Below are 23,849 nucleotides of genomic sequence, written 5' to 3'. Positions count from 1 at the left end.
GTGCAATTGTATCAAAAAGAAGGGGGGATATCGGTGCTTCGTTTATTGACCATTTTAAGTGGTATGGGATCATTGCTAGGTGTCACGTTATTTGGTTATAGCATGACGCAACAAACAGCTATTCAGGGTCAGATGGATAACACGATGTTGACTATCAATCAAGCACTTCATCAAACAGCACCTCTGGTTACTGCTACGTCTAAGGCTCTGACCCCACTTGTTGCTACTACTTCTGCACTGATAGCTATCGAACAGCGAGAACAACAAACGGTAGGTAGTATTATCCAGATGAATGAGCAGTTGCAAACGACAGGTAATACGGAGCAGGCAATTGTTGTAGGTTTGCAACAATTATACTCTGTGTCATCGGCCACCAGTCAGTCTATTTCAGCCGTAGCTCGTGTCAATGGTGGATTACTTTCACAAAGTCAGTCATCAGCTGTGCAAGCGCACACAGAGGCGGATCAGGTGACACAGCTGAACGACCAGACTGGGGTAGCCATCTCGCAATTGAGTAGTCTTAATCACAAATTATCTCTATTGAAGCTATTGCCGTGATTAGCCCAAGACAAATTTGTCGTGTGTGAGCGAACAATCTATAGGGCCATGCGCAAGTCCTTTTCGAAGGACAGCATGCAAGTCGAGTGGTAGGACAGTCCATTGACCGGGAAGATCCTTCTTAATCTGTTCCCCTGCGATCACGACATGATAGAGTGTATCTGGTTGCAGGGGGTGCGATCCAATCTCAATTTCTTGTACTCGGTATCCATCTGGATTGTTGATTCGCGCAATCACATGCATACCAAGTTGACGGGTCACATAGCCACCTTTTTGAGACATGGGGGTGGTCATCACATGCGTTAACCACAGTTCAACAGCTTCACGGATTGCTAACCCTGTCATGTCAGAAGCAAATAACTGGACAGGAAGTGGAACCATGTCCCACAGATCTTGTTCTGTGATTGGACCTGCTACTTTTGGTGGGCAAAAACGCCATGCACGTGAGACGTAAACATCAGCATCATAAGCTTCTTTCATACACTGTAAGATCATGTTGTCCATCGTAGATTCAAAGGTGAGCATACGATTGAGATCTGTTGTGACCGCACCAAGTATGGGTGCGAGGGTGTCGATATGTTGTGCGATCAGAGATTGCAATTGCTGTTCAACATGTTGATCTTTTGGGATAGCTTCATCCATGACGTGTAGTTCGTAAGTGTGTTTTTTATGCAATGTACCACTGCGATCCGGTGTGAGGGTGATGTTCAATTCACCTATGAACGATCCACTGAATCCAGCCTGAATGATGAGCGTTTCGTCATGTGTACGGTCGCCAGGAACAATAGCGGGTTGCCATAGACGATCGTGTGTATGCCCGCTAAAGATGATATCAATGCCTGGATTTCCTTTTGCGATGGCAATATCTTGGGGTAATCCCATATGTGAAATCAGACAAACTAAGTCTGCCTTGGCACGGACTTCTGGCAATAATAGCGGTAGTTCATCTTGTGCGATCCCATCTGTAAATTCGAGATTGCCTGAGAAAGAGGGTGGCATAGAGTCATCGACAATGGTGGCGGCTAGTCCAAGCATAGCGATGCGAATACCATTTTTCTCTATGATTCCATAGGGAGGAAAAATTCGCGTATGGGTTCCCTTTTGGTAGACATTTAGAGCATATAGAGGATAATGTAATAAGTGAGAGAGTTCTAGAAAATGATCAGGACCATAATAATATTCCCAATGACCTCCATTGCTCGCATCAATGCCAAGCTCGTTTAAAAAGGGAACCATGGCATTTCCTTCGTCGATTTGCGTAAAGTAACTACCAAAGAAGGCGTCACCGCAGTCGATGACCAGTGTTTTTTCTGGAGCTACACGCTTTCTTTGTTTCAAAAAATGGGCGATTCGAGAAATTCCTCCGATTTCTTGATGGATGGTAGGAGTACCAGCTTTCCAAAATAGCTCAGCATGAGCAACAAGCTGCCCATGTAGATCATTTAACTGCAAAAATGTTAATTCAATAGATTTTGACGCCAAGTAGTACACAGTCCTTTCAGCCAGTTCTATTTGTTGGATAATTCATAGTGTGTATCAGAATTCATACGTCTATTCCTCATGGGGCAAATCGCATGATGAGTGAATGGAAGAATCCATCATAAAGGGGGGAATGCTAGTGTGTTGACACACTAGCGCCAATATGGACATCGCTTTAAAGACATTTCTTATAACAGGTGGCGGATCAGGACTTGGGGCTGCAACTGCTACTCTCTTTCGGCAAGCGCATGCTCACATCGTCATAGCAGATGTGCATGAAACTCTTGGTCAACAAGTAGCGGATGATATTGGAGCCACATTTGTACATACGGATGTTACTTCTGAGGAAAGTGTAAAGCATGCAGTGGAAGTGGCACTGCAACGGTATGGGGCTATACACGGAGTTGTCAATTGTGCAGGGCTTGGCATTTCTTCGAAAGTGATAGGAAAACAAGGGCCACATGCACTCAGCCAATTTCAAAAGGTTGTTGAGGTTAATTTGATTGGTACATTTAATGTAATGCGTCTTGTAACAGAAGGTATGCTACAAAGTGAAGCGGATGTTGAAGGTCGGCGTGGTGTACTGATTAACACGGCTTCTATAGCTGCATTTGATGGACAGATCGGACAAGCTGCATACGCTGCTTCCAAAGGTGGAATTGTGGGGATGACTTTACCCATCGCCCGAGAATTAGCGCAGTATGGTATTCGCGTGATGAGTATTGCGCCAGGGATCTTTGACACACCGATGCTAGGACAGTTATCAGATGATGTTCGCCGTTCACTTGGATCTCAGGTTCCTTTCCCAAAACGCTTAGGGCAACCGCAAGAGTTTGCTTTGTTAGCCAGACATATTGTAGAAAATGATATGATGAATGGAGAAGTCATCCGATTAGACGGTGCGATTCGCATGGCACCTAGATAAATATATGTAAAAGGAGAGTTTCTTTTGACGTTGTCGCCCGTACCTGGATTTCCCTATATCGATCGGTTGACACTCCCGATTCCTACGCCTTTGCAACATGTACATAGTTATCTTGTTCAGGATTCACATGGCTTTACGATCATTGATACGGGATTTCACACAAAAGAAACAGAACAGGTGTGGGTCTCTACTTTGGAGGAAAAGGGCATAGGTTTTGCTGATATTAAGCGAATCATTTTGACGCATGCGCATCCTGATCATTCCGGTGCCGCTGGATGGTTGCAAGAGAAGTCGGGTGCAACTGTCTATGTACTAGATAAGGAAGAAGAACTCATTTTGCGTCATGTAGAACATCAAGATCACTTTAGTGCAGATTTGATCGAATACTTTAGGCCTTATGGATTACCTGTTGTGCAGGATGATGGCATTCACGAAAGAGAATCGCACATGGCGACATTGATTCATCCAGCACCAAGGGATATTTCGTGGTTGCACGAGGGAGATACAATTTCTTTATTTGATGAACCATTTGACATCATGTGGGTTCCTGGGCATAGTCCCGGTCAAATGATGTTATATCATGAACCACAAAAGTTATGTTTCGCTGGTGATCACGTACTTATGGGTATTACTCCAATTGTTGGCGTGTGGGCAAAGAATGACGAACACGCGTTACATGATTATCTACACTCGCTACACAAAGCAGCGCACATCGACGTACAGTTAGGTCTTTCGGGGCACCGTGAATCCGTTACAGCCTGGCAAAAGCGGATCGCAGATATTCTTGCACACCATGAGTGGAGGCTAAAACGCATCGTAGATTCATTGACGCAGCCACATACAGCTTGGGATATGATGTTGCGTGTTTTTCGTGTAAGGCAGCCAGAACAACTTCTGTTTGCATTAGCGGAGACGGTTGCACACTTAGAATACATGGTGCAACAAGGAACTTGTATCAAACGGATGAGCGCTGGTATGTATTTTTTCGAGAAGGCGACGCAAGAGTAAAGTGATTGATGGGACCTGATCATACAGGCGAGATCGTACATGTAGAGTATTTGATCTACATGTACGATCTCGCTTTTTGCATGTGGGCACTTCATTTATTTTAAAGAGAAAAGTATGCAACTTTTTATCATTGAAACATATACATGAAAACAGCTACGTGAGTAGTTATCTCATCTGGGAGTGGTTTATGTAGTGATATTTTCACAAGTTGAAATAGATAATTTGGAACAAAAATGGAAACGAAAGTGGCAAGTTCATCGACTCGAAGTCATGGTGAGAGATGCGACTAGCCTATTTGCTTATTGGGAAGTGGGTGATGTGCAAAAGGCATTACTGTGCGATCATTTCACAAGGACATGGAGCGAGTTTCCCCTCTTTCTTCGTCTTCACGATGTCACGGATCTACTGTTTGATGGGTATCACGCGAACGATACAAGAACAATTGTGATTCATCCGGAAGAAGATCACTATTATTTCCACCATGTACAGCCTAATCGTCACTATACTGCAGATGTATGTACAGAGACTGAAGATGGTCACCTCTTTACTATGATGCGTTCACATGTTGTTTGCACCCCTCCTGTAGGGCCCAGTCAAAATCATCAACACGCCATGATTTGTTTTGATCGACCGCACGCATTATCGCAAGAACATTCAAAACTGCCACATGGTAAGGAATCGAACATGGGCACATCCAATTGCGTAACCACGCCTGTGTCTTTTGAAACATTTGACGGGTATTCGCTGTTACAGGACAAATACAGTAAGTAAGGTTTGATGTATTGAGAGGGGTTTGCATAACAAGTGAAACAGGGGTACCTATGTTTAGTTCTACATGCACATTTGCCATATGTTCGCCATGTAGATGATCACAGTTATTTAGAAGAGCGTTGGTTTTTTGAAGCATTAACCGAAACGTATATACCTATAGTGCAAGTGCTTGAAAGGCTTGTTCGAGATGAGATCAATTTTCGTATGACACTCTCGATATCGTCAACGCTGTTGTCGATGTTGACCGATGAAGTGATGCAATCAAGATATGTCCATTACTTGGAGACCTTGATCAACCTGGCATTAAGTGAAATAAAACGAACAGAACAAGACAAAGACCTCTATCAGCTTGCTTGTTATTACTATGAGCACTTTACAGAGTTGTTACTCGATTATCAGGCATGTCAAGGCAATTTGGCCGGTAGACTGCGCGTGCTTCAGGAGCAAGGTATGGTTGAACTTCTTACGTCTGCTGCTACACACGCTTATTTACCGCTTGTTCACACGCGAGAAGCTATTCGTGCCCAATTGAAGACAGCACTCGATCTACATGAGAAAACATTTGGGCGTAGGCCGCGCGGAATATGGTTACCTGAATGCGGATATGAGTCGAGAATCGATGAAATTTTGCGGGAGTGTGGCATCGAGTTTTTCTTTACAGATACACACGGGGTCGAATGGGCACAACCCATTCCTATCTTTGGTACTTTATCACCAGTATTGACGCCTATGCGGGTAGCTGCATTTGCGCGCGATGCACAATCAGCAAAGCAAGTATGGAGTTCCATCGATGGTTATCCTGGTGACTTTGATTACCGTGAATACTATCGTGACATTGGCTTTGATTTAGCTATGGAACACATTCATCAGGGGATTCACCCAGATGGAATTCGAGTCAATACGGGGATCAAATATTATCGCATTACGGGGTTAACAAAAGATAAAAAACTATATGATCCGCAACGGGCTTTAGACAAGGCAACGGGTCATGCCACACATTTCTTGTCGAGTATACGTCAACAAATATCTGAAGCACACACAACTATGGGACGAAAACCGATCGTTGTTTGCCCCTATGATGCTGAATTGTTTGGACATTGGTGGTATGAGGGGCCGCACTGGTTGGATCAAGTATTGAGACAACTTGCAGAGGAGCAGATGGTAATTCAACCGCTTACACCTTCTGAATATTTAGAGGAATATAACGATTTTCAAGTCTGTGAATTACCGCTATCATCGTGGGGCCGTGCAGGTGCATCAGATGTATGGCTACAGGAGGAAAATGTCTGGGTATATCCGGCACTCCATATAGCAGAACGGCGAATGATCGAACTTGCTAATCGTTGGAATGAACCATCTAAAGAACAGAGGGTTGCATTAAATCAGGCTGCGCGTGAATTAATGCTCGGGCAAAGTAGTGATTGGGCTTTTATCATGGATAACAAAACCATGGTTGACTATGCCATTAAACGCACGAAAAAGCATGTGAACGCTTTCACGATGTTATATGAAATGTTAGTGCACGATGCAATCGATTCTCGTGTTGTGCAAGCGATGGTGGAAATGGATCCTATTTTTCCGGATGTTGATTATCAGGTATACCGATCACAGGTACAAAAGCATACAGGTGCTCCATCTGTTCTTTTCTTATCATGGGAATTCCCACCATTGACGGTAGGGGGACTTTCGCGGCATGTGGATGATCTATCGCGACATCTGGTAACAAGCGGATGGGATGTGCATGTGGTCACTGTACAACCAGGAGACTGTGCAGCTGATGAAATCGTGCATGGTGTGCATGTCTATCGAGTAGAGCCACTGCAACCTGATGGTGAACAATTTTTTCACTGGGTGATGCGATTCAATTTGCAGATGCTTGAACGGTGTCAGGCATTATTTGAACAGGGGCTACAAGTAGATGTGATTCACGCACATGATTGGCTTGTGCATGATGTTGCGAAAGTACTCAAAAAGCAATATCAGTTGCCGCTTATTGCAACAATACACGCAACGGAACATGGGCGTAACGGGGGAATCCATACCGAACTCCAAAACCGAATCCACCAGGTTGAACATGATCTGATTAGAGAGGCGCAACGTGTCATTGTCTGTAGCGATTATATGGCGCATGAAGTCATTACTGTATTTTCGCTACAAGATGTTGAGGTTGACAAGATCGTAGTGATCCCAAACGGTGTTGAGAGAATGAGGTTTTTGGACGATGGAGTGATCACACAAGTGAGTGACATACATGCTGTGAATGATCAGCACCACATTGTTTTTATCGGGCGGTTAGTCCGAGAAAAAGGTGTTCACGTTTTGCTTGAAGCAGCTCCAGACATTTTTGCTGATTTCCCCAATGCGGTGATCGTGATTATGGGAAAGGGACCTATGCAAAGAGAGCTACAGGAACAAGCGCAACATGCAGGGATTGAATCACGCGTGCGCTTTCTTGGATTTGTTTCAGATGAAACGCGCAATACGTGGTTACAAGAAGCTTCAGTTGCTGTTTTTCCAAGTCTTTATGAGCCGTTTGGCATTGTGGCGCTAGAAGCGATGCGTGCGCACACTCCAGTTGTTGTCGCAGATGTTGGCGGATTGTGCGAAGTAGTATCACATGAACAAACGGGACTGACTTTTTTTGCAGGCAATCCTCATTCATTGGCACATCAAGTGAAGCGTTTGTTGCATGACAAGGCATTGGCGCAGCACGTGATCGATGAGGCAAAACTGATGATTGAAAGAGAATACGATTGGAATGTACTCGCTAAGAATACCATTCATGTTTATGAACAGGTACTGGATGCTACTATATCGAGAGAGGCGGCGGTGAGATGAAAGCAGTGATCATGGCAGGGGGATTTGGAACTAGACTGCAACCATTGACTCGCCATATGCCAAAACCTATGTTGCCGTTACTTGATCGCCCGACTCTTGCCTATATTGTGGATTGGCTTACCTCCCATCACATTGCTGATTTGATGGTGACTACGTGTTATCTGCCAGATGTCATAGAGAAGTATTTTAGAAATGGAGAAAACTTTGGCGCGCGTATGCATTATTCATTTGAAGCTGATCCCTTAGGAACAGCTGGGGGAATCAAAGCGGTTGAAAAATTTTTAGATGAGACGTTTGTCGTCATGAGCGGAGATGGGATGACCGACTTTGATTTGACAACAGCGATTGCCCATCACCGCAAGACAGGGGCTTTAGCAACAATATTGTTAGTCTCTATGGATTGTCCACAGGGATATGGCGTAGCTCAGGTCAATAGCCAAGGGCGTATTGAGAAATTTATAGAAAAACCACAAACTTGGCAACAGGGTGAACGTTATTTGATCAATACAGGGATCTATATACTTGAGCCTGAGGTGTTGAACTTGATACCGGCAGGGGTTTCGTGTGATTTTGGTCGAGACGTATTCCCGATGCTACTGGCATTGAAAATTCCCCTACACGCTTACGAGGCGAAAGGGTATTGGTCAGATATTGGAACACTACGACAGTACTACCAAACCCAGTTGGATATGTTGAGTGGACAGGTGCATGTAACGTTACCTAGTGAAGTGAAAGTGTTAGCCATGAGTTAGATGGATGGGATTCTAAATATAGGATGTAAGGTCACCTCTACTTAAGTAGAGGTGATTTTAATGTAAAATCAGGCTTACTATTTGGGGGATTGCTGCGTACATTACATAGAGTAAACTAAATAAACGTACCCGTTACCAGGGGGGAGTATCCATGGAAGAGGAAGCGTTACAAGTACTTGAGGCACTCGTTCAACCAAATGGTCTGTATGTGGCCAGTAGTACACCAGATTATCGCTACGTGTGGATACGTGATACGTGTTATGTCGCTTTTGCTTACCTGCAAAAAAAGGATGGACACTATGAACAAATTTACTCTACGCTACTTGACCTGTTTAAAAAATACAAATGGAAAATCGAATATCATGCGGAGAAACGACCAGAGGCTACTTTTGAATACATTCATCCACGGTATGACCCAGACCGTCTAGAAGAATTACATGAGCCATGGGGCAACGCACAAAATGATGCCATTGGGCTATTTTTATTTGGTATAGGGGAAGGCTTGCGTGTAGGTAAGACAATGTTTCGCGATGAAAGTGATCGGGAGATTGTACAGCTCCTTGCCAAGTACCTTGTTAATCTAGAGTTTTGGCAGGATGCGGATAATGGCATGTGGGAAGAATATGCGGAGCTTCACGCGAGTAGTATAGGTGCTTGTGTGGCTGGATTAATGGCAATTTCCCCATATGTCTTGGTGGATCAGACGGCCGTGCGGTATGGGATGCATGCACTCATTGATTTATTGCCCCGTGAAAGCGCTACAAAGGAATGCGATCTGGCGCAATTAAGTCTCATTTACCCCTATCAGTTACTCCCCATGGAGTTGTCGCGTGAGATTGTGGCACAAGTAGAGAATCAACTTTTGCGACAAAAAGGAGTGATTCGGTATAAAGGAGACCAATATTTTGCAGAAGAAGGGTCAGAAGCGCAGTGGGGATTCGGATTGCCTTGGTTGGGGCTGTGTTATTTGATTGTTGGGGATGTCGAGAAAGCGCATTCTTACCTTCTGTGGACAGAGAGTATCATGCCTAAACCAGGGATCTTACCAGAACTGTACCTTGGTCAATCAGGCAGTCCCAATCAGCATACTCCACTTGCGTGGGCAGAAGCGATGTATGTTCTATTGCATGAGCAAGTGAGTGAGTGGCGTAACAAAGTATAAGAACCTGCCCCCTTTTTGAACAGGCTCTATAAGTAGTATCGCTACGATCTACATCGCAGTGGTGATATAGATCGCAGCGGTGCGCTATCTTTGTTGGAATGTATCCCTTTTTATGAGCTGTTGAAACTTTGTTGTCGTAGAGGTAGAAACGTCGATATCCAGTTCTCTGCGTAATGCACGTTGGCACAATTGATATGTTTGAACGACCATGGTGCGATTGCCAAGTTGCGCATGCACCTTCATTAAATCAACGTAGGCTTCTTCCCATGTTGGTTCTACTTGTAGTATGCGGTCACAAGTTTGAATCGACTCATCGTATTCTTCGGATTCGATGCACAGTTGAGAGTAACGAGTGGCTGCTTGGAGGTAAAGCAAACGCAATCGCTCTCTTTCATCGTCGCACCAAAGTTCGTATCGAGACTCTTCCAAATAGGCCCCTTTATACAGTTGTAACGCCGATGAGAGAAGTTGACGTATACGATGATTGTCGCGTGTTTGTTCAGCTTCCCGAATTTTTTGTACAAAGATGTCCCGGTCTATGGATAACATGGGATGAGAGGTTAATCCGTAGAGATTTCCTTGCCGAATAATAAATGAGGTTGTTCCGCGTCCCGTTCGATTGGGTTCTAATGCAGCAGATAAAACGTTGAGGGCCACTTTGAAGTCTCGATCTGCCGAGTCTGGGTTGAGACCGTCCCATAGCCGGTCACATATCTCTTCTTTATGAAATAGGCTGCCACGGTATGTTAGAAAGAATTGAAACAATTGGCGAGCCTTTTCACGTTGCCATTCATGTCTAGTGACCTGTTGAAAGCCCCGATAGACTTCAAATGATCCGAATGTCTGTACATATAATGTGTATCCTGGATGGCGAACTAATTGATTAGAGTCTAATAATTCTAATAATCTCGTGGTTAATTCATGCTCACTATCTGGTGTTTTTTGGTGTGCCATCAGCAATGGTACGATTGTTTGGGGATCTTTCATGCCAAACAATGTGGGTTTGGATAGCAATTGGGTTCTTCCTAAGGAAAATTCAGATCGTAATAGTTGATCTAATTCGCTGTGCCATCTCATATCCTCTTGTGCATGCATAGCAAATATGATCCATAGTTGTGCAGCATTTCTCATAAATGGATCTCCGCACTCTGTGAATGCTTGCATGGCATGCGTTAGTTCAGTGATCGCTTGAGTAGTATTGTTATGGACTGTACAGACTTGACCATATGCAGTGCGGACAAGGTTTTCCATCCATCGATCGCCGACCCGTGATGCTAGAGAAATACCTTGTTCAGCATATAGTTTTGCTAAGGGAAATTTACTGTGGTATCCGTGTGCAAAGCACAGTCCTAAGAAAGCTTCGGATTTGCCTCGCGCCACATCCATTTCATCCATTAAGCTAATAGCAGTCTCATACGATCTCAATGCATCATTTTGTAGTGGTTGTGCCAAATGCTGTGCGTGTCCTAATCGAATAAATCCAACGGCTCGAACAAAAGGTGCTTTTAGCGAATCTGCTATCCACCTACCTCGTTCTGCCTCTAATTTAGCAGTACTAGGATCGCCAAGCATGGAACAAACTAAAGAAAATAATAGAGAAGTTTCTCGATGCGAGAGTGAAGTGCGTTTCTTAGCATCATGTTGAATCATTCGGTTCCTTAGGTGTGTCATTGCTGCTTCTACTTGACCTGTGCGCAGCAAGAGCCGTAAGTCACTGTTATTGGCAGGTAATCCAGCGCCATTCCACAGTAAAAAATGGTGAAGGCGTTTTGCCCGGTGGGGCTTTCCTCCATTGAGTGCGTTTTCAAATGCTAGTTGAATGAGAGTAATTCTGATTTTCTTCAAATAGCGTGGCACAGTAGCTCGCGCTTCACGAATGAGCTGTGCGGCTGGGTAAGGTTGGGTCGTGTCCAGATAAATTCTGATCATCCCAATCAAAGCTTCAGCGACCATCGTGTGATCACAGGTATTCTGTGCGACTTGCTTGCATTGTTCAAATCCAACTTTTTCCTGTGCAAATCGATTGCTAAGGCGATCGATATCAGCTTGAGCCCAAATTAATTGTGCAGAACACGCATAAGAATCAGGTGAAATTCCTTCGATCCATGTTTGTACCGTCGATAGTTGTCCTTTTTCTAGGTAGGTATGAATAAATGGGAGTAAACGTTGGATGCGGTCCGGTTCATCTATAATATCGAATATATATCCGATCGCTCTGCTCTCATCTCCGTTTTGTTGGTACCAGGTGATTACTTGGTCCAGCAAAGATTTTCTTTGCTGTGGGTGCAAACTACATAATAGATAATCTCGAACTAAAGGGTGTAATTGGTAGCAGTCTGATTCTGCTGCAAGCAAGATATGCCCACGATGCTCCGCTTCGATTAATATTTTTTTACTATCGTTACGTTGGAGAAGCGCATCACAGATGTTTGGATGAAGTGTGGTCATCACACTGGTTGAACGAAAAAATTCTATTTCGGTGGAGGATAACCCTACTTCAAATAAACGACCTATGGAATCAAGTAGTGTTGTTTGATTGACGAGTAAATTTTTTAGTTTGGCAAGTGAAGGTTCATTGCGCCATTCACGTAACAAGAGAGAGATAACAAGAGCCATACCACCTGTGCGCTCTACTAAGTTATGTATCTGTCGGTCGGTTAAGCTGGATTCTTCATGTTCGGCGTTCAACCGAAATAAGGCGGCGACTTCATCTTCATTGAAGGCTAGATCTCGTTCTTGGATCATAAGAACATCATCGTGTAGCATTAATTGTAAAAGGTATGGCAACGTGGGGCGTGATCTTGTCACAATGACGACGTGCAGATGGTGTGGAATGTCTCGCAACCATGCATCCATCCACGATATCAGGGCAAACTCTCCATCAATCACCTGAAAATCATCAAGTACGAGAATCGTTTCTTCGACAATATAATGCGAAATGAGTGAAGCAGCTGAAACGGCAGATGCCATCCAAGTAACAGGTGATTGACTAGAAAGAACCACTGCCTCAAGGTCCTCTTGGGCAGCGTTTGTAGGCAATATAGACTCTAGGATACTTCGGACAAATAGTGAGGTATCTCTGTCTTCCGTTGATAAGGTTAGCCATCGACGCTGCAATCCACTTTGCGATAGATAATTTGAAACGGCAGTTGTTTTTCCGTATCCAGCACCGGCCTTCACCACTGTGGCAGGGTAATCAGGAATATCTGAAAGGAGGTTCATGATGCGTGGTCGTGGCATGTTTGCTCGTCGCATACGTGGTGGTTGCTTCCGTTCAAAACGTGCTACTCCCATGTTCTTCGCCTCCACTGTACTATGTTTTCGGACAATATAGATAGTCTATATCTAATTCTACACGAGTGTTGACTATAAAGTCATGAATAGTTTTTTTATTGACTCATGTAGTCATGGATGGTTACAAATAAAATAATTTCTTTTGTACGGAGTCTAACACATCTCTGTTACCAATTGAAAATAATTGGAAATCAGGTGCGAATTCATGGATAGATTGGTAACACTGCGATTGTGGAGGATCGATCCCATTTTCAACCCATTTTTCAAGGTGCTGTAAGGCGGCCTCATAAAATGGTTGAACAGGTTGTTGGCCACCTTTTTCAATGCGCAGTAGTCCATCTACGTGATTTCCGTTTGCAATTTCATAGCTCCGATGGATACTACCTGCCCCAGCATTCTTAACCAACTGAGCATAGGCCTCTGCGTGATATCGATAGGGGATCAGGCAGTCTTCATTTCCTGCGACAGATAATAAAGGTTTTCCGATCTTACCGGAATTTTGGATAGGTGCAATATGTGCCGTCAATTGGTCAAGTCGCTCTTGCCAAGGATAGTCGGCTAATGATTCTGGATGGCTGAGCCACTCATTAGACCAAGGTCGTTGAAATGGTTCCCAATCTGGATCCATCTGAATGCCATAGAGCCATAGAGAAACCACCCAATACGTAAGAAAGTAACGGTGCCATTGAAACTCAGAGGCGGGATGGAGGCCTGCATCGAGTAATTTTTCATATGCTGCGCTACGTTCCCACTGCGTCCAATCTCCCCGCCAATTGCGATAAATAGGATAGTTTGCGACATAGATCGGTAGTGTAGTGAGTAAATGGCGGTGGTCAGCCCGCCATAGCACTCCTTCCCATTCTACTCCACCGTCAAATAAATCATGATGGCGTTCTAGCATGAAGCGAGTTACAAATCCACCGTTGCTAAGCCCTGAAATATAGGTTTGCGTAGGTGAACTCTGATATTTTTCTTTCGTTAGTCTTGTCGCAAAGTCAACTAAGTCTACGTGGACTTGTTCCCATTCTTCCATGGTTCGAGATAAATCGCGCAGTGTTAACCCTGGAGTTGCTTTGTCGCAGGCGGCATATGCGTATCCCCGATACAAGGCGATATCTGATAACAATAAGTCAAGTGAATATTCATTACGTGTAGCAGGTGTTGCTCCTATTAATAACTTTCCATTCCAATGCTGCTCCGATGGTAAGCGAACCAGGGCATTTGCTCTTCCTATTTTACCTTGCCATAGAGTTCCTGGAACGGCAGTATGAATGCTTGGAGTTCGATATACCAGAGCATCTGCATCTGCATGCACACCACATCCACGGGTGGTGAGGTCCAAAACTTCTTTAGTATTATGTGTAACGTCCATGGCTATCGTCCTTTCCATTTCATAAGGGAGCCGAGAATTCCCTTTGGTAAAAATCGAACAACTACGATGTAAAGGACGCCAAAAACGATTTCGGAATGACTAAACAGTGGGTTTGAACCGGCTAGATTGGATAGTTCATTTTGTGCTAAGATAATAATTCCTGCGCCTAATAAACCGCCGTACAGTGTGCCGACGCCACCAATAATCGTCATGAGTAATACTTGAAGTGAAACGGAACTCACATCGTATACGGATGTGCTCACAAATGATTCCACAATGACATATAAACCGCCTGCAAGTGCTGCAATCACGCCCGATATAAAAAATGCAGCCGCTTTATAGCGAAAAACTGGATATCCGAGGGCTTTGGAACGTCCTTCATTTTCACGTAGGCCACGCAAGATATCGCCAACGGGGGAATGAACAAAACGATGTAATAAAAAGGTAATGACAAGTAGGCTTAGTGCGATTAAATAGTAAACAGAAAGGTTGCTGTTTAGCCATTGCGGCGTTAATACAGTTAATCCATCGTTTGAATTTGTTAGTGGTCTAAGAGGTTGAGAACCTGCAAGGACAAAAAACACTTGTCCAACGGCCAGTGTAATCATAGCAAAGTACGTATGTCGAACGCGTAATGATATAAATGCTACGATAAAACTCAGGACTGCGGCCAGCACAATGGCAACGAGAAAACCAAGCATCAAACCGGTTGTGCTACCCCCAGTCTTGGATAGTACAATGGCGACTGCATATGCGCCTGTTCCAAAAAACATCGCGTGTCCAAAAGAGACAATGCCTGTATACCCAATAAGCAAATCATATGACATGGCAAATATGCCGAATGCGAAAATTTGTTCCATCAAAGTTGCATTTCCTGCGGTACCAAACATGTATGGAAAGAGGAGGATGAAGAGAATGAAGACTAGAATAGCTGGTATGCGTATGGATGAGCGCACTAGTCAATCTCTCCTTCACCAAATAGTCCTTGTGGTCGAATCAAAAGTATAGTTGTCATCAACAATACATTGGCTAATACAGCAAATGATGGGGTGTAATAGCTCACAATGGCTGTTGCCAATCCTATTAATAAACTCCCAACTAATGACCCTATCAAACTGCCAAGACCACCTAAAACCACGATAATAAATGCGTTTAATTGCATATCTAAGCCCATCGATGGCGTTACAGCACCGTAATATGGTCCGGACAAGGCACCTGCAAACCCAGCGAGTGCAGCACCAAGAATGAATACTACTGTAAATATGCGGCGAATTGGAATGCCTCTTGCTTCCACTAATGCGCGATTATCAACACCTGCTCGAATAATAAGTCCCAAACGAGTTTTGCGTAAGATATACATAAGTAGTCCAAATACGATCGCAGCCATGACAATAGTAAAAAGAGGGTATTCAACAAGAATGACATGACCAATGATCCATGAGTGATTAAGAAATGGCGGTGCTTCAGATAATACAGGGTCTCGTCCAAATAGAATTTGTATGATTTCTGTTAACACAATGAGAATTCCCATCGTGACAAGAAGTTGTTGATTGCCATCCCCATATACGGCAGAAATTAATCCAGTCTCCATTAACCATCCGAGTAACCCACCTACGAGAGTTCCAATTAGAAGCGACCATATGAATTGATGTGATGCACTGTACATAAAGGTTGCTGCATAAGCTCCCCACACAAAAATGCCACCGTGTGCAAAATTAATTACACGTAAAAGACCAAATATTAAGGTGAGTCCAGCCGCCATGAGGAAGTATAGTGCGCCAGTTGATATTCCATCTAAGGCAAGCGTGAGAAAGACATTCATAGACCCATCCCATCTTTCGTTTGTAATTGCAGACCCAGATAATGTTGCAATAGATCTTCTGATGATGCGAGTGCTTGCATGTCTCCTGTATATACGGTTTGACCATCATCTAAGACGGTTACGTAATCTCCTGTGCGCTTAGCTAAGAAAAAATTTTGCTCAACTAATACAATCGTCGTTTCCGTTCGAAGTTGAACGAGCGCATCACCAATTCGCTCAACCAGTAGAGGAGATAGACCCTTACTTGGTTCATCGATGAGAACGAGGTTTGGTTGTGATACGAGAACTGATGCGAGTGCCATCATTTGTCTTTGACCACCGCTAAGTGTTCCGGCTTGGCGATTCCAAGCGACAGTGAGGTCCGGGAATAAATCGCGCATATCGCTAAGACGTTTTGCAGTTCGTGCTTCTCGATTTGGCATAGAGATAAGCAAATTTTCTTCCACAGTGAGATTCGCAAAGATATTTGCATCTTCTGGCATATAACCTATCCCTTTACGAGCAATTTGATAGGTTGTAAGATTGCTCAAGTTTGTGGAGTCCAACTGAATCGTACCTTTTAGTGGGCGAACATAGCCCATAATGGTTCGTAAGGTGGTTGATTTTCCTGCTCCATTGCGACCCAAGATGACATTGATCGCATTCTTTTGAACAGACAAGGAAACACCTTGTAAAATAGAGAATTGGCCAATATTTGCATACAGATCCTTCACTTCAAGCAGTGCTTCCATGTGATCCTCCCAAGTACGCCTGTGTGACTTCTGGGTTCTTCATCACTTCCGATGGCGAACCTTCTGCAAGCACCTTCCCTTGATTAAGAACCATGATGCGATCAGAGAGTTTCATGACGACGTCGACTTTGTGTTCAACTAAAATAATGGCATATTGTCGAAGTGATTTAAGCTGCTCAATTAAATCGAGCATTTTGGGTGCCTCGGTTAAACTCATCCCTGCAGTAGGTTCATCTAAAAGAAGAATACGTGGTTGCAAGGCCAACAACATCGCGAGTTCTAGTTTGCGTTTGTCGCCATGAGAGAGTGACTTGGCTATGATGGGTGCCACATGTTCTAAACCGACTGCACTCAACGTATTTTTGGTCGCATCCAACACATCTGAGCGCGTTTGCCAAAGCCAGTCACGCACATGTAGTTTGCGTGTAGCTTGAACTGCGAGCCTCACATTTTGTTCCGCTGTTAAATTAGGGAATAGGTGAATCGCTTGAAATGACCTGCCGATGCCTGCACGCGCGCGGCGATCTGCAGACCATGTTGTAATGGTCTGCCCATCATATCGTAATGATCCAGATCGAATGCGAAGTTGACCTCCAAGAGCGCTTAGTAAGGTTGTTTTTCCGGCTCCATTTGGACCAATCAATGAAAGAAACTCACCTGGGTCGAGTGTTAGTGAAACGTTTTGAACCACGAGATGATTGCGATATCCAACTGATATTCCATCCGCCTCCAATGTTGCCACCTACAAAACCTCCACCGTCATTGATTTATTGCCCGTTATTCAGTACGGGTGGAATCGTTTCGTTTGCTGTAATTACTTTTAATAGTGTGGGTACTGGATAGTTAAAACCAGGCTCATTTTTGAGGACCACACTGTACTGATTTTGTAATGCTTGATGGTCAGATGCTCTGAATCGATATGTGCCTTTAGGCCCTTGGAATGTCATACCGGAAAGAGCAGCAGAGAGTGCATTTCCATTGGCGTTACCATCTGTTTTCTTAAGCCCATCCACGATTGCAATAGCAGCTGCCATCCCATCTGGATCAAACAAATCAGGAACAGTATGGAATTCAGACTGATCATGTGCTATCAAGTAATTATTTATGGGATTATGAGGCAATGTGTAAAAGTAAGTAGTAAAGCCATGCATTCCCGCAAAGTTGCCGAATAATGCTTGAATGGCCGCGATATTTGGTATCCCTGTGACCACAGTAATTCCTTGTTTTTCTAACTGCATATTCACAATTGAATTCCAAGGTCCTGGCGCACCAGCCCATGTCACAAATAGATACTTTGGATGAGCCTGTAAAATTTTCGTGAGTTGAGGGGTGAAGTCCGTTGCAGTAGGATCGGCATATACATTAAGAATATCTTTTAATCCCGCTTGCGTTGCTAGTTGTTGAAATGCAGCTACAGAGTCATAACCAAATGCATAACTCGGAGCAAGCTGAGCGACTGTAGCACCTGGGGTGCTAATGGACATGACCGCCGCTTTGGCTTCCATATAGGAGTTTGGTGAGATTTTAAAAATATATTTGTTGTAGTGTTTACCTGTGATGCTGTCGGCAACGGCTGGCCCTACCATGTATACAGTTTGATATTTTTGCGCGAGTGGTTCCATGGCTATGGCGCTTGCACTATTCACGCCGCCTGCGAGTACATTGACTCCATCGCTTTGAAGTAAGTTTTTTGCATCAATGACGGATTGTGTTGGCGTGGAGTCGCCATCTGACCAAATTACTTGAATAGGATGTCCATCAATTTTGTCCGTCCCACCTGTTGCATATTGTAATCCAATGGTGAAACCGCGTTTCCACTCTTGACCATAATCTGCAAGTGCTCCTGAAAGTGCCGTAACAACGCCAATTTTAATGGCACTGTTACTGGGCCCTGATCCTGTAGCGGATGGAGTTGAATTTGTTCCGCAGCCTGCCATTAATGAAGCGACTACGGTGGCAGTCATAACAATGCCAGCCCATTGATAACGTGTACGCATGTAAATGCCCCCTTTTCTATTGTGAAAGCGCATACCTAATCTGTTTGAAATATATCATTTATTAGTCACGAGAGAGTCACAAAAGGAACTCATAGGTAAGTAAGTGGGAAGTTGAGCATTTCAATGTCACATATCGTGTGACTTTTTTGTGACTGAAATATGGTACAGTACTAGTACACGGAATAAGAATGCGTTTTCATACTCTGGTGCATCTGGGAACCGGTGCATGAGTAATGGAGTATCTTTGCACTGAAAGGAGATGGTTTGACGAACATGAATGAAAGGGCTTACAAAGCAATGTAGCAACGCTGCATAGAAAGATGGAGAATAGTTGAGAGGTATCATTGAATTACCAATATAGGAGGGATCAAAATGTCAACTGCACCTAAAGTAACAGCAGTGAATCCACTTGCACGGTTAGAAAGAATCCCGATTTGGCCACACGGTTCAAAACTGTTGATTATGCTCGGTCTAGGCTATTTCTTCGCATTTTTTGATATTACAAATGTTGCTTACGGTATTCCAGTTATCACGCAGCAGTTTCACGTATCTACTCTTTTGGTTTCTCAGTCAATTAGTTTTAGTTTATATGGTTACATTGTGGGTTCCCTTATTGTGAGTGTGATTAGTGATTATTACGGGCGTAAAATGGCTCTTATTACGGGTATTCTTCTCTATACCGTAGGCTCGTTCGGAACCGCCCTTAGTCCTAATGTAGATGTTTTAATTGCTTTTCGCTTTGTCGTTGGTATGGGTATTGGAACGATGATCTCGCAAGTTTCTACGTATATGGGTGAAATATCCCCTGCTGCACTTCGTGGGAGATTTACCGGTCTAGCTAATGTATTTGCTTTTGTGGGTTTGGCGGCTGTACCATTTGTAGCTATGGCGATTGTGCCGGAATTTTCATGGGGATGGAGAGTACTTCTTTTTATCGGGGGATTTGGTGGAATTTTCATGCTATTTATGTCCAATGCACTGATTGAATCTCCACGGTGGTTGCTCATTCATGGACATCATGATCAAGCGATCGCTTTAGTTGACAGGATTGAGAAACAGGCTATGGCTAAAATGGGTGGCAAGTCCCTTCCTCCAGTCGTTGATATGCCATTAGAAGAAAAGGCACATGGATTCCCACTGCTATCTTTGTTAAAACCGCCTTATTTAAATCGAATGATCATTCTTCTTGTGTATTGGTTGTTATGGTACGTTGCTGACTACACATATTTGGGATTAGCTCCGACGTTTCTAGTAGATAAGGGGTACAATTTAGCAAGCAGCATTGATTTTTCAGCCATTTCTAGTATTGGATTCGTCGTTGGTGCACTCTATGTTCTATGGTTCGGTGACAAAGTGGAGCGTAAAATTTCATTGATTATTTCTGGAGTGATCGGTGGATTGGCTATGATTCTCGTTGCCTTTGCTTCATCACCTGCGATGATCATTATTGGTGGATTTCTCTTCACGACAACCATTGCTCTCTTGTCAATTCTTGGTTACATTATCACGGCGGAACACTTTCCCACGCGGTCTCGTAGTTCTGGGCTTGCGATGTGTGATGGCATTGGTCACTTTGGGGGTGCCATATCTGCACCGCTTGCACTGCTTATTTACGGAATCTATGGGTTTACGGGGGCATTTTTGTTAATGGGCATAGCCACGCTCGCATCCCTGATTTTTATGGGATTTACAGTTCGGGCAACAAGAAAGTCACTAGAGCAAGTAACTGACGTCACTTTTGAGGATGTGTCAGGAATCCAGTTATAATTTATATCCAAACTTTATCGCTCAGAGAAGAGTACGTATAGGGTCAGGTGAGCACGATACACCTGACCCTATTAGATTTGTTGGATATAAGCAACGTATGTAAGCTGATATGGTGTATATTTGCATAAGAAGCCAATGTGTCGTATGAGGAGAGTGGTTTTATGAATGAATTTCAAGAACGGTTAGCAAAATATGCTGAACTCATTGTGAAGCTCGGCGTAGATGTTCAGTCCGGACAAGAAGTTCTTATTCGCGCGCCCTTATTTGGAAGTGAACTCGTTCATAAGATAACTGAACTTGCATATGCACAAGGAGCTAAACGTGTTCATGTGGAATGGGAAGATGCAGAACTTGATCGCTTGATGAGAATGCAGCATGCCATGTAGCGTTAGGCGATGCATACCCACTTTGCATAGAGGGTGGGGACGGAATGACAGCGGAAGAATTAGAAGTACACGGACTCAATACAAGTGTAGTGCACGTGGACTTTATGATTGGCTCAGGTGAACTGGATATCATTGGCGTGCGCGAAAATAGAGAAAGCATCCAAATTTTAAAGGCGGGACGATGGGTGATTGAATCGTCGAACTAAGTTTTTCTTAACCATCGTTTAATGCTAGTTGTGCACGACAGTGTTTTTACAGGAGATACATAGTGTATAATGCAGTAGTAAGGTTGGTCAACGTTTCATGTAATGAATGATCTTCGAGGAGGCAATAAATCATGTCGATTCACGGTGTAACAGCTAAAAAGTCCGGTAATTTTGCTATTGGGGGAGACCTGCCTGTTCATCGTTTAGGATATGGTGCCATGCAGTTGACGGGGCCAGGGATATGGGGTCATCCTAAAGATCCACAAGAAGCTATACGTGTACTTCGGCGCGCAGTGGAACTTGGTGTGACCTTCATAGATACGGCTGATTCGTACGGACCATTTGTTTCAGAAATGCTTATTAAGGAAGCATTACACCCATACGCAGCGGATGTTGTGATTGCCACAAAGGCTGGACTCACACGATCAGGACCTAATGTCTGGCGACCCGTGGGACGGCCGGAGTACTTGCGTCAGCAGGTCGAATTGAGTTTGCGACATCTTGGTCTAGAACGCATTGATTTACTTCAATTACATCGCATTGATCCGCAGGTTCCTCTTGAAGAGCAAGTGGGCGAACTGGCACTCTTACAACAAGAGGGTAAGATTCGTCATATTGGATTGAGCGAAGTGAGCGTTTCTGAGTTGGAACAGGCACAGCAAACGGCTCGTATTGTTTCGGTACAAAATCTGTACAATCTCGCCAAACGGGATGCCGAACCTGTTCTTCAGTACTGTGAAATGCATCAGATGGCGTTTATCCCTTGGTTTCCTTTGGCCACAGGTCAGCTAGCCAAAGAGGGTGGGCCGCTTGATGAGCTGGCCAAGCGTCTCCATGCTAAACCTTCTCAACTCGCGTTGGCTTGGTTGCTAAAGCGGTCACCTGTGATGTTGCCCATTCCTGGCACATCGACTGTCTCTCACGTTGAAGAAAATATTGCTGCGGCAGAAATCGAACTGAGCGATGCTGATTATGATATGTTGACACAGTCAATATAAGTAGGTATATGCGATAAGCGTCGTTTAAAGAGTTGATTCATACAGAGAGCTTTGAGTTGAACGAGGAATCGCCCAGCTCTCTGTATGAATCATGCATGATTCACTTAGATGGTAATTGATGCTGGTCGCGCAATTCGCGTTTAAGAATTTTGCCACTTGGATTGCGTGGTAACTGCTCTACTTGAATGATGTGTTTTGGAATTTTAAACTTTGCTAACTTTCCTTTACAATGCTCTAGCAGGTCTTGAGGGTCAAATGACATGCCATCTTTTATCACGACGATTGCAGTCACGGCTTCAATCCAATAATCATCAGGTATTCCGATGACAGCAACTTCAAGTACTCCGTTATATTCGTAGATGACTTCTTCTACTTCGCGGCTAGAGACATTGACTCCACCGGATTTGATCATATCTTTTTTGCGATCGACAACAGTCAGATAGCCATCCTCATCGAGGTAACCTAAATCCCCACTATGAAACCAACCACCTCGAAATGCTTCTTGTGTTCGGATAGGATCATGTAGATACCCTTTCATCGCATGTGGTGTGCGGTGGACAATCTCGCCAATGGTCAGTGGCGGGACATTCTGATCATACTCATCTACGATCTTTGTTTCTACATTGAGTGCAGGTTTACCAGCTGAGCCCAGTTTACGTAGTTGATCTTCTGGTTGTAAAACGGTTGCAAGTGGCGCGACTTCTGTTTGGCCATAAAAGTTAAACAATCGGGTGTTTGGCAAACGCTTTGCCAATTCTTTTAAAATTTCCATGGGCATGATAGCTGCACCGTAGTAACCGTTGGTGATGGATGGTAATGATTGATCAAATGCGGGATGGCGAAGGAGTGCGATCCATACAGTGGGTGGACAAAATAGATGTGTGGCTTGCTCATCTTTTACTGCAGATAAGATGAGATCTGGGGCTGCCTGTTGCAAGATGATGCCGGTTGCTCCAAGATAAATGCCAGGGCCTAATAAGCAATTAAGTTGTGCACTATGGTAAAAAGGAAGCGCATGAATGATGATATCTTCACTTGTCATCGATCCGTCGACCATACAACTTACATATTGAGCGATGAGACTACTATGCGTGAGCATAACACCCTTAGGACGAGACTCGGTACCACTGGTATACAGAATTTGTGCGATATCTTCATCGTCTATGTCCATGTCTGGTGCGACGGTTGAGAAAGATTGACTGTAGTTTGTGAGCGCTTTCCACATGTGTAAGCGTTGATCTGGTTGGGTGTCGATCATATATCGGGCTAAAATAGAAAGGTTATTCGCAAGAGCGACAGCAGCGTCAAGAGACTCGGCAAACCCTGAAGCGGCAACTAGATGTGAAACTTCTGAATGACTAAGAATATAGGCCGTTTCATGAGCAGTGAGCATGTAGTTGATAGGAACGAGAATTGCTCCGAGCTTAGCTACAGCATATTTCACAATAACAAAATCAAGATTATTTTTTGATAAAATGGCCACCTTTAATCCATGGGTCACTCCATCAGCGAGCAATGCATTAGCCGTTTGGTTTGTTCGTTCTTCTAGTTCTCTAAATGTCACGCGTTGCTCGCCGTAGACTAACGCAATTTTGTTAGGATACCGTGCCGCACTTCGGCTAAGTAAGTCACCTAGTGTATTGCGACGAGCGCGTTGCAGGGTGTGTGAAAAAGCGGCAGAAGAATCTGATAATGTCATGTATGCACTACCTTTCTGTAACCTTTCTCTTATTAAAGATGATATTCGACAGGGAATTGATTTTTCCTTTGTGGTATATGTATG

At 44.0% G+C, this 23,849-nt stretch carries 20 protein-coding genes; 11 read left to right on the top strand and 9 right to left on the bottom strand.

From position 1 onward, the window contains the following. Nucleotides 1-558: a hypothetical protein gene (locus MM817_RS10230; protein ID WP_241714461.1), complete on the top strand. Its 558-nt coding sequence runs from the start codon at nt 1-3 to the stop codon at nt 556-558. On the opposite strand, the gene MM817_RS10225 is transcribed toward MM817_RS10230, so the two are convergent. Continuing rightward, on the bottom strand, nt 559-2,040 hold the full coding sequence (locus MM817_RS10225) for a bifunctional metallophosphatase/5'-nucleotidase (protein ID WP_241714459.1): 1,482 nt from the start codon (nt 2,038-2,040) through the stop codon (nt 559-561). A gap of 160 nt (nt 2,041-2,200) precedes the next feature. On the opposite strand from MM817_RS10225, the gene MM817_RS10220 reads away from it, so the two are divergent. The 6 genes from MM817_RS10220 to MM817_RS10195 all read left to right on the top strand — a co-directional run bounded on the left by MM817_RS10220 (nt 2,201) and on the right by MM817_RS10195 (nt 9,493). Continuing rightward, nucleotides 2,201-2,962, top strand: a complete 762-nt coding sequence (locus MM817_RS10220) for a 3-hydroxyacyl-CoA dehydrogenase (RefSeq protein WP_241714457.1) — start codon at nt 2,201-2,203, stop codon at nt 2,960-2,962. A 24-nt stretch (nt 2,963-2,986) separates the two neighbouring features. Next, nucleotides 2,987-3,970: an MBL fold metallo-hydrolase gene (locus MM817_RS10215; RefSeq protein ID WP_241714456.1), complete on the top strand. Its 984-nt coding sequence runs from the start codon at nt 2,987-2,989 to the stop codon at nt 3,968-3,970. A gap of 192 nt (nt 3,971-4,162) precedes the next feature. Further along, complete coding sequence (locus tag MM817_RS10210) at nt 4,163-4,741, top strand: DUF4912 domain-containing protein (protein WP_241714454.1); 579 nt, start codon at nt 4,163-4,165, stop codon at nt 4,739-4,741. Between the two features lie 33 nt (nt 4,742-4,774). Continuing rightward, nucleotides 4,775-7,579: a 1,4-alpha-glucan branching protein domain-containing protein gene (locus MM817_RS17275; protein WP_241714452.1), complete on the top strand. Its 2,805-nt coding sequence runs from the start codon at nt 4,775-4,777 to the stop codon at nt 7,577-7,579. After that, the gene (locus tag MM817_RS10200) at nt 7,576-8,331 is read left to right on the top strand and encodes a nucleotidyltransferase family protein (RefSeq protein ID WP_241714450.1); all 756 of its coding nucleotides are present in this window, start codon (nt 7,576-7,578) and stop codon (nt 8,329-8,331) included. Before MM817_RS17275 ends, MM817_RS10200 begins: the two co-directional genes overlap by 4 nt. A gap of 151 nt (nt 8,332-8,482) precedes the next feature. Further along, nucleotides 8,483-9,493 (top strand): glycoside hydrolase family 15 protein, encoded by a 1,011-nt coding sequence (locus tag MM817_RS10195; RefSeq protein ID WP_241714442.1) that lies wholly within the window; start codon nt 8,483-8,485, stop codon nt 9,491-9,493. Between the two features lie 84 nt (nt 9,494-9,577). On the opposite strand, the gene MM817_RS10190 is transcribed toward MM817_RS10195, so the two are convergent. The 7 genes from MM817_RS10190 to MM817_RS10160 all read right to left on the bottom strand — a co-directional run bounded on the left by MM817_RS10190 (nt 9,578) and on the right by MM817_RS10160 (nt 18,709). Next, nucleotides 9,578-12,787: a BTAD domain-containing putative transcriptional regulator gene (locus MM817_RS10190; RefSeq protein ID WP_241714440.1), complete on the bottom strand. Its 3,210-nt coding sequence runs from the start codon at nt 12,785-12,787 to the stop codon at nt 9,578-9,580. A gap of 121 nt (nt 12,788-12,908) precedes the next feature. Beyond that, nucleotides 12,909-14,159, bottom strand: coding sequence for a prolyl oligopeptidase family serine peptidase (locus MM817_RS10185; RefSeq protein ID WP_241714438.1), 1,251 nt, complete (start codon nt 14,157-14,159; stop codon nt 12,909-12,911). 2 nt (nt 14,160-14,161) lie between these two features. Continuing rightward, on the bottom strand, nt 14,162-15,019 hold the full coding sequence (locus MM817_RS10180; RefSeq protein WP_241714436.1) for a branched-chain amino acid ABC transporter permease: 858 nt from the start codon (nt 15,017-15,019) through the stop codon (nt 14,162-14,164). Nucleotides 15,020-15,114: 95 nt separating this feature from the next. Then, nucleotides 15,115-15,981 carry a branched-chain amino acid ABC transporter permease gene (locus MM817_RS10175; protein ID WP_241714434.1) on the bottom strand — a complete coding sequence of 289 codons (867 nt, stop codon included), beginning with the start codon at nt 15,979-15,981 and terminating at the stop codon, nt 15,115-15,117. Further along, nucleotides 15,978-16,712, bottom strand: a complete 735-nt coding sequence (locus MM817_RS10170) for an ABC transporter ATP-binding protein (RefSeq protein ID WP_241714432.1) — start codon at nt 16,710-16,712, stop codon at nt 15,978-15,980. Before MM817_RS10170 ends, MM817_RS10175 begins: the two co-directional genes overlap by 4 nt. Beyond that, on the bottom strand, nt 16,696-17,454 hold the full coding sequence (locus MM817_RS10165) for an ABC transporter ATP-binding protein (RefSeq protein WP_241714430.1): 759 nt from the start codon (nt 17,452-17,454) through the stop codon (nt 16,696-16,698). The genes MM817_RS10170 and MM817_RS10165 overlap by 17 nt, the downstream gene beginning before the upstream one ends. Nucleotides 17,455-17,479: 25 nt before the next feature. Further along, nucleotides 17,480-18,709, bottom strand: coding sequence for a substrate-binding domain-containing protein (locus tag MM817_RS10160; RefSeq protein ID WP_241714429.1), 1,230 nt, complete (start codon nt 18,707-18,709; stop codon nt 17,480-17,482). 372 nt (nt 18,710-19,081) lie between these two features. Between MM817_RS10160 and MM817_RS10155 the strand changes: the two genes are divergently transcribed. The 4 genes from MM817_RS10155 (at nt 19,082) to MM817_RS10140 (ending at nt 22,066) form a co-directional block, all read left to right on the top strand. Further along, nucleotides 19,082-20,476 carry an MFS transporter gene (locus MM817_RS10155; protein WP_241714427.1) on the top strand — a complete coding sequence of 465 codons (1,395 nt, stop codon included), beginning with the start codon at nt 19,082-19,084 and terminating at the stop codon, nt 20,474-20,476. A 161-nt stretch (nt 20,477-20,637) separates the two neighbouring features. Next, nucleotides 20,638-20,862 (top strand): aminopeptidase, encoded by a 225-nt coding sequence (locus tag MM817_RS10150; RefSeq protein WP_241714425.1) that lies wholly within the window; start codon nt 20,638-20,640, stop codon nt 20,860-20,862. Nucleotides 20,863-20,888: 26 nt separating this feature from the next. After that, nucleotides 20,889-21,068 (top strand): aminopeptidase, encoded by a 180-nt coding sequence (locus MM817_RS10145; protein ID WP_419723385.1) that lies wholly within the window; start codon nt 20,889-20,891, stop codon nt 21,066-21,068. A 131-nt stretch (nt 21,069-21,199) separates the two neighbouring features. Next, entirely contained in the window at nt 21,200-22,066 is an 867-nt protein-coding gene (locus MM817_RS10140) for an aldo/keto reductase (protein ID WP_241714423.1), read from the top strand. A gap of 100 nt (nt 22,067-22,166) precedes the next feature. Here the strand turns inward: MM817_RS10140 and MM817_RS10135 are convergent, their stop codons facing one another. After that, nucleotides 22,167-23,765 carry a fatty acyl-CoA synthetase gene (locus MM817_RS10135; protein WP_241714421.1) on the bottom strand — a complete coding sequence of 533 codons (1,599 nt, stop codon included), beginning with the start codon at nt 23,763-23,765 and terminating at the stop codon, nt 22,167-22,169. Nucleotides 23,766-23,849 lie beyond the last annotated feature (84 nt).

Origin of the sequence: Sulfoacidibacillus ferrooxidans (assembly GCF_022606465.1) — a bacterium.
GTDB classification, from domain to species: domain Bacteria; phylum Bacillota; class Bacilli; order Alicyclobacillales; family SLC66; genus Sulfoacidibacillus; species Sulfoacidibacillus ferrooxidans.
Note: the sequence above shows the minus strand (reverse complement) of the source record. Positions and strands in the feature narration are given on the sequence as shown.